Origin of the sequence: Acinetobacter sp. NPDC052428, from assembly GCF_044547685.1 — a bacterium.
Taxonomy (GTDB): Bacteria; Pseudomonadota; Gammaproteobacteria; order Pseudomonadales; family Moraxellaceae; genus Acinetobacter; species Acinetobacter lwoffii_G.
Map to the genome: position 1 here is coordinate 65,654 of NZ_JBIUAT010000013.1, position 7,319 is coordinate 72,972.

Annotated in this window: 4 protein-coding genes and 4 tRNA genes; all 8 read left to right on the top strand. The window is 44.3% G+C overall.

The annotated features are described in order from the left end of the window. Positions 1-118: 118 nt before the first annotated feature. Positions 119-2,845, top strand: coding sequence for a preprotein translocase subunit SecA (secA, locus tag ACIG3F_RS09120; RefSeq protein WP_396469871.1), 2,727 nt, complete (start codon positions 119-121; stop codon positions 2,843-2,845). A 138-nt stretch (positions 2,846-2,983) separates the two neighbouring features. Continuing rightward, positions 2,984-3,337 (top strand): hypothetical protein, encoded by a 354-nt coding sequence (locus tag ACIG3F_RS09125; protein WP_396469872.1) that lies wholly within the window; start codon positions 2,984-2,986, stop codon positions 3,335-3,337. A 158-nt stretch (positions 3,338-3,495) separates the two neighbouring features. Next, the gene (gene argJ, locus ACIG3F_RS09130; RefSeq protein ID WP_396469873.1) at positions 3,496-4,716 is read left to right on the top strand and encodes a bifunctional glutamate N-acetyltransferase/amino-acid acetyltransferase ArgJ; all 1,221 of its coding nucleotides are present in this window, start codon (positions 3,496-3,498) and stop codon (positions 4,714-4,716) included. Positions 4,717-4,869: 153 nt separating this feature from the next. Further along, the gene (nadA, locus tag ACIG3F_RS09135) at positions 4,870-5,937 is read left to right on the top strand and encodes a quinolinate synthase NadA (protein WP_396469874.1); all 1,068 of its coding nucleotides are present in this window, start codon (positions 4,870-4,872) and stop codon (positions 5,935-5,937) included. 151 nt (positions 5,938-6,088) lie between these two features. After that, a tRNA-Pro gene (locus ACIG3F_RS09140) sits at positions 6,089-6,165 on the top strand. Positions 6,166-6,199: 34 nt separating this feature from the next. Continuing rightward, a tRNA-Arg gene (locus ACIG3F_RS09145) sits at positions 6,200-6,276 on the top strand. A 33-nt stretch (positions 6,277-6,309) separates the two neighbouring features. Beyond that, positions 6,310-6,385 (top strand) — tRNA-His (locus ACIG3F_RS09150). A 17-nt stretch (positions 6,386-6,402) separates the two neighbouring features. Then, positions 6,403-6,479: transfer RNA gene (locus tag ACIG3F_RS09155), tRNA-Pro, on the top strand. Positions 6,480-7,319: the final 840 nt, after the last annotated feature.

Sequence of the window (7,319 nt, forward strand, 5' to 3'; positions counted from 1 at the left end):
CTAAGGATCAGATTTTTTTAGCGGTTTTACAGCAAAACCCTTGTAGTTCAAATTTCTAGCACCATAATAACGACTAAGAACATATTCATTTGACAAGCAAGATTTAGAGAGTCTATTCATGTTGGCAAGTCTGATCGGAGGAATCTTCGGTACCAAAAATGAGCGCGAACTCAAACGCATGCGTAAAATCGTAGACAAGATTAATGTGCTCGAGCCGACGATATCTACCCTTAGCGATGCAGACTTATCTGCAAAAACTGAAGAATTCAAACAACGATATAATAAGGGTGAAACCCTCGATAAACTATTGCCTGAAGCATTTGCAGTCTGTCGTGAAGCCGCGAAGCGGGTGATGGGCATGCGTCATTATGACGTGCAGCTGATCGGTGGTATTACCTTGCATGAAGGTAAAATCGCAGAAATGCGTACCGGTGAAGGTAAAACCCTGATGGGTACTTTGGCCTGTTATCTGAATGCCATCAGTGGTCAGGGCGTGCATGTCATTACCGTGAACGATTACCTGGCACAACGTGATGCCGAGTTGAACCGTCCATTATTCGAATTTTTGGGTCTAAGCATCGGCATTATTTATTCCATGCAAAATCCGATGGAAAAAGCTGAAGCTTATCGTGCCGATATTACTTACGGTACCAATAACGAATTTGGCTTTGACTACCTGCGTGACAACATGGTGTTCTCGCTAGTAGAGAAAAAGCAGCGTGGTTTGACCTATGCGATTATCGATGAGGTCGATTCGATCCTGATTGATGAAGCACGTACCCCGTTGATTATTTCCGGTCAAAGTGAAGATTCTTCACAGCTTTATGCAGCCATCAATAATATTCCACCAAAATTACAGGCACAGAAAGAAGAGAAAGTGCCGGATGGCGGTCACTTCTGGATTGATGAAAAACAGCGTTCAGTTGAAATTACTGAAGTGGGTTTTGAAACCATTGAAAGTGAACTGATAGAAATGGGCTTGTTGGCAGAAGGCGAGAGCTTGTATTCAGCATCGAACCTAAACCTGTTGCATCATGTTACTGCAGCGATCCGTGCGCATTATCTCTATCAGCGTAATGTCCAATACATCATCAACGATGGTGAAGTGATTATTGTCGATGAAAATACCGGTCGTACTATGCCGGGACGTCGTTGGTCTGAAGGTTTGCATCAAGCCGTAGAAGCCAAAGAAGGTCTGGAAATCCAGCCAGAAAACCAGACTCTGGCAACCACAACCTTCCAGAACTATTTCCGTCTGTATAAAAAACTGTCCGGTATGACCGGTACTGCTGATACTGAAGCAGCGGAAATGAAAGAAATTTATGGTCTGGATGTGGTGCTGATTCCAACTCACCGTCCAATGATCCGTGATGACCAGAACGATTTAATCTATTTAAATCGTGAAGGCAAATATAACGCCATTATTCAAGAAATTCAGCGTGTGCATGAAGCTGGTGTTGCACCAATTCTGATTGGTACAGCCACCATTGAAGCTTCTGAGATCCTGTCGGATAAGCTAAAAGCTGCAGGGATCCAGCATGAAGTACTGAATGCCAAACAGCACGAACGTGAAGCCGATATTATTGCGCAGGCCGGTGCGCCGCGTGCAGTGACGATTGCCACTAACATGGCCGGTCGTGGTACCGACATTTTGTTGGGTGGTAACTGGAAGGCGTTGCTGGCTAAAATTGAAAACCCGACTCCTGAAGATGAAACTCGTCTGAAAGCAGAATGGGATGTTAATCACCAGGCCGTGCTGGATTCAGGCGGTTTGCATATTATCGGTTCCGAGCGTCATGAATCACGCCGTATCGATAACCAGCTGCGTGGCCGTGCCGGTCGTCAGGGTGACCCGGGTGTATCACGTTTCTACCTGTCACTTGAAGATGACTTGATGCGTATTTTCGCCGGTGATCGCGTAGTCGGCATGATGCGTGCCATGGGCTTGCAGGAAGATGAAGCGATTGAGCACAAAATGGTGTCTCGCTCGATTGAAAATGCGCAGCGTAAAGTGGAAGCACGTAACTTCGATATTCGTAAGAACTTGCTGAAATACGATGACGTGAATAACGAACAGCGTAAGATCATTTATAGTCAGCGTGATGACATTTTGGCAGAAAATTCACTGCAGGATTATATTGAAGAAATGATCCGTGAAGTGATGCAGGGTGTGATCGCCAACTATATTCCACCTGAATCGATTCATGACCAGTGGGATATTGAAGGTCTGGAACTGGCGCTACGTGAAGATCTTTCGATGGATCTTCCTATCGGGCAATGGCTGGAACAGGACCGTCGTCTGGATGAAGAAGCCTTGGTGGTCCGCATTACCGATGAAGTGCTGAACCGCTACCGTTCACGTCGTGAACAAATGGGTGAAGAGTCTGCAGCATCGCTTGAACGTCACTTTATGCTGAATTCTCTGGACCGTCATTGGAAAGAGCATCTGGCGGCTATGGACTACTTGCGTCAAGGTATTCATTTACGTGGTTATGCGCAGAAGAATCCAGAGCAGGAATATAAAAAAGAAGCTTATAACCTGTTTGTAAACATGCTCGGTACAATCAAGTCAGATGTCGTAACAGATCTGTCACGCATCCACGTACCGACCCCTGAAGAGCTGGCGGAAATGGAAGCACAGCAGCAGGCACAGGCTGAGGCAATGCGTTTGCAGTTATCTCATGAAGAGTTTGACGGTTTGCTGGCAGGCGAACATGAAAACACTACTGAACAAAATGCTCAGGCAAATTCGGTGGCGCCAGTCTTTGAAGCACCGGCAAGTCGTAATGCGCCTTGTCCATGTGGTTCAGGCCTGAAATATAAACAATGTCATGGCAAGATCTAAACGCTATTAAAAATCAGAGCCACATGGCTCTGATTTTTTTATGTATGAAGATTTTTCAGAAATTGAATACTGTTTGCAGTCTTAGGAATTAAATGCTATTTAATGGCTCATTCAACACATCAAAGTGGAATAACCTGAATGAAAAAAGTATTAAAAACGCTCATGATTGCCGTTTTGGCAATGCCTGCCTTAAGTTTTGCTCAAACCGCAGCGACTACAACAATTGATAAAGTTCAGCAAGCGGTGGGTACGACTACTGCTCAAGTACAACGTACCGATGCACAAGTGACTGTGGCAAGCCCACGTACCGGCATCCGTTATACCTTTGCCAACCAGAATCGTCCAATTGTGTTGCAGACGGCTGCGATTGCAGCTGCTAATGCAGCAAATGCGGACCGTATTGTTGCTACAAATCCGGCACTTTCTACTGCAAGTCAACAACAAGCGAAACAGGCTTTGCTAAGCGAATCTGGACAACTTGCACAAAATTAAAAATATCTTATTTTAAAAATGTAGAAACCAGTCTTGATGACTGGTTTTTTATTGTGAAAATCCATAACAAATCTCAGGCTGGCTCAGGCTTTGGCTCGATTTTTTGTTGCAGATCAACTAAGCTGTATTTTTCTAAAACTTCAATATTGGACTTTAAAATGGCAGTTGGTGACGTATCTATGCCACAGATGCATGTGGTGAAAGGGGTTAAAATTGGTTCGGCTGAAGCCTATGTGCGCTATCAGAACCGACGTGACCTGGTGATATTTGAACTGGCTGCAGGCTCCAATGTTGCAGGAGTGTTTACCCAGAATGCCTTTTGTGCAGCACCCGTGCATGTATCCAAAGCACATTTAAAAGTAACTAATCCGCGTTACCTGGTAATCAATACCGGCAATGCCAATGCAGGAACAGGTCCTACAGGCATGGCAAATGCAGAAGCCACCTGTGCCAAGTTAGCTGAACTTGCAGGCGTACAGGCTGCTGAAGTGTTGCCATTCTCGACTGGTGTGATTGGTGAGCAGCTTCCAATGGAGCGTTTGCTTACAGGTTTACAGCCTGCGCTGGATTCATTGCGTGATGATGCCTGGGGCGATGCAGCGACTGGAATCATGACCACAGATACCACTCCGAAAGGTGCGTCAGAACAGTTCGAGCTGGATGGTGTGACTTATACCATGACCGGTATTTCCAAAGGTGCAGGCATGATTCGCCCGAATATGGCGACCATGCTGGGCTATGTTGCGACGGATGCACCGATCAGCCGTGAACTGGTTCAACAGTTATTAACTGAAACAGTCAATGTATCGTTTAACCGTATTACAATTGATGGCGATACCTCAACTAATGACTCGTGTATTTTTATTGCCACAGGTCAGGCCGGTGGTGCTGAAATCACTTCGACTGAAGATTCACGTTATGCAGTGGTGCTAGACGTATTGACACGTACCATGAAACGCCTTGCGCAACTGATTGTACGTGATGGTGAAGGTGCGACTAAATTCATTACCGTGACTGTAGAAGGCGGTGGTAATACTCAAGAGTGCTGCGATATTGCCTATAGCATTGCGCATTCACCGCTGGTCAAAACCGCGATCTTTGCTTCTGATCCAAACTGGGGCCGTATTCTGGCAGCGATTGGTTATGCCGGTGTGCCAAATTTAGACGTTGCAAAAATTCAGGTTTGGTTAGATGATGTACAAATCTGTAAAGATGGTGGTGCGGCAGCAGACTATACTGAAGCAGCCGGTGCACGTGTGATGGCCCAGGCTGAAATGACGATTCGTGTTGATCTTGGACGAGGTCAGGCAAAAGATACGGTTTATACCTGTGACCTGTCGTATGACTACGTAAAAATCAATGCAGATTATCGCTCATAATTCAGATTGTTTCTAAAGCCTCCGTTGTGGGGCTTTTTTTATATCTTGTAGTTTTTAATGACTGGTCAAAAATAGCACTTCGCCAAAGATGACCAGGATGTAGGGTGAAAGGTTCATTGAATAGTGAACCATGAGGGTAGAGTAAGAGTTGTTATGAGTGATGCGACCAAATTAATAGCCAATGAAGCTAAATCGATTGTGCAGGCGCATTTAGATCGTTTAGGTGTTCCACAAGAACATCAAATGAGCCAGCAGGAAAAATTGGACAAATTTGCACAGATCAAGGCAGAGCTGGAAAAACAGGATGCTGTTTTGGTGGCGCATTATTATTGTGATCCTGAAGTGCAAGAACTGGCTGAACTGACCGGTGGCTGTGTTTCCGATTCACTGGAAATGGCGCGTTTTGGTCGCGATCATCCGGCTTCAACGCTTGTGGTGGCTGGTGTGAAATTTATGGGCGAAACCTCTAAAATTCTTTCACCCCATAAAACCGTGCTGATGCCTACCCTGGAAGCGACCTGTTCACTGGACTTGGGTTGTCCTGTCGATGAATTTACCGCTTTTTGCGATGCGCACCCGGATCATACCGTGGTGGTTTATGCTAACACGTCAGCGGCCGTGAAAGCCCGGGCCGATTGGGTCGTCACTTCAAGCTGTGCAGTGGAAATTATCGAACATCTGGACAGTCTGGGCGAAAAAATCATCTGGGCACCCGATCAGCATCTGGGTCGTTATATCCAGAAAAAAACCGGTGCAGAGATGTTGCTCTGGGATGGCGCCTGTATCGTGCATGAAGAATTCCGTTCACGCGGTATTGCCAATATGAAAGCACTCTATCCAGATGCTGCGGTTCTGGTACATCCTGAATCACCGATGTCTGTAGTCGAGATTGCTGATGCCGTGGGTAGCACTTCGCAACTGATTAAAGCAGCGCAGACTTTGCCACATCAACGTTTAATCGTGGCTACTGATCGCGGCATTTTTTATAAAATGCAGCAGGCAGTACCGGATAAAATCCTGATTGAAGCACCAACCGCAGGAGAGGGGGCGACCTGTCGTTCTTGTGCGCATTGCCCTTGGATGGCCATGAACGAGCTGGATGGTATCTTGCATGTGTTACAGCATAAAGATCAGGAAGTATATGTCGATCCGGTACTTGCGGAACGAGCAAAGCTGCCTCTAGATCGCATGCTGAACTTTAGTGCCAGACTAAAACGTTAAAATTTGTATAAAAAATGTCTGAAGCGATTGATAAATAAACGCTTGAAGCGTTTTTTCGGTTTTTTTTAAATATAGGTGTTGACGTCTCCGGGCGTCACGCCTAGAATGCACACCGTACCGAACGATGTTCGATACGAAAGCTGAGATGAATCGGAGCATAGCACAGCCTGGTAGTGCACCTGGTTTGGGACCAGGGGGTCGTAGGTTCGAATCCTACTGCTCCGACCAATTCTTCAAGGCAAATGATGTTTGCATCAGTAACGCGCTTGTAGCTCAGTTGGATAGAGCATCCGCCTTCTAAGCGGATGGTCACAGGTTCGAATCCTGTCAGGCGCGCCATTTGGTCGCTTGATGTTAAGAATCAAAATGATGGTGGATGTAGCTCAGTTGGTAGAGCCCTGGATTGTGATTCCAGTTGTCGCGGGTTCGAATCCCGTCATTCACCCCAACTTTTAAAGTTGAAATCGGAGCATAGCACAGCCTGGTAGTGCACCTGGTTTGGGACCAGGGGGTCGTAGGTTCGAATCCTACTGCTCCGACCATCTCCTTCAAGATGGTCGAGATAAAAGATACCGCGTTAAGCGGTTTTTTTTATGCCTGAAATTCAATGTGAATAAAAAATATACAATTGTTATCGGTGGCTATCATGATGAATGCTCGAACCCCTATTAAATTATTTTTCATCTAATAAAACTGTGCATTGAAGATTGCTTTCTTCTCGCATTGCTTCACTTTTAATTTTAATCATTCAACAATTCAACCAGAGTTTATCTATAGAGTGATTATCTTGTTGAATGGAATTTTAATGGATGGAGGAGGATTATATTTTTAAAATGGGTAAGGGATTCCATAGTAAATCTATTTTATTAACTCATCTGTTGTGTTTGATCTGAAATAAAGACAATAAAAAATTTTTAGATAGATATAGCAATTAAATTAACTAGAAATATCCTTTGATAAGTAAATAAACTACTTTAAAACATCAATAATTGAATAAATTTTGAGTGAAAAATAGAAAAACCTGTATTTTTTGTAGAATAAATAAACAGTCGTGATATTTTTGCTGAATTATTTAAAAATAGGGGTTGTATTGGGTCGGGAATCCTGTAGAATGCACATCCATCGGCGGTGATGAAGATTAAAACTTCTGATAAAACAGTGACTTAGTTAAGTTTGACTAAGTTGGGTTTTAGAAAGAAATTTTAAAAATAGTTTTCATTACTGGTTGACTTTCTAGAGATAGAGAGTAATATAGCCGACCTAGCTTGCTGGTGACGAATTAGCAAGAAGATCATTAAGAGATTATGAAGAACAACTTGTGTGGATTTTTACTGGTTGATTGATCGAAATTATTTTCATTGATTGATGGTAGAAATTACTCG

Bases quoted from the DNA above. Each gene is read 5' to 3' on its own strand.
- secA (WP_396469871.1), top strand. From the start codon at position 119: ATGTTGGCAAGTCTGATCGGAGGAATCTTCGGTACCAAAAATGAGCGC.
- ACIG3F_RS09125 (WP_396469872.1), top strand. From the start codon at position 2,984: ATGAAAAAAGTATTAAAAACGCTCATGATTGCCGTTTTGGCAATGCCT.
- argJ (WP_396469873.1), top strand. From the start codon at position 3,496: ATGGCAGTTGGTGACGTATCTATGCCACAGATGCATGTGGTGAAAGGG.
- nadA (WP_396469874.1), top strand. From the start codon at position 4,870: ATGAGTGATGCGACCAAATTAATAGCCAATGAAGCTAAATCGATTGTG.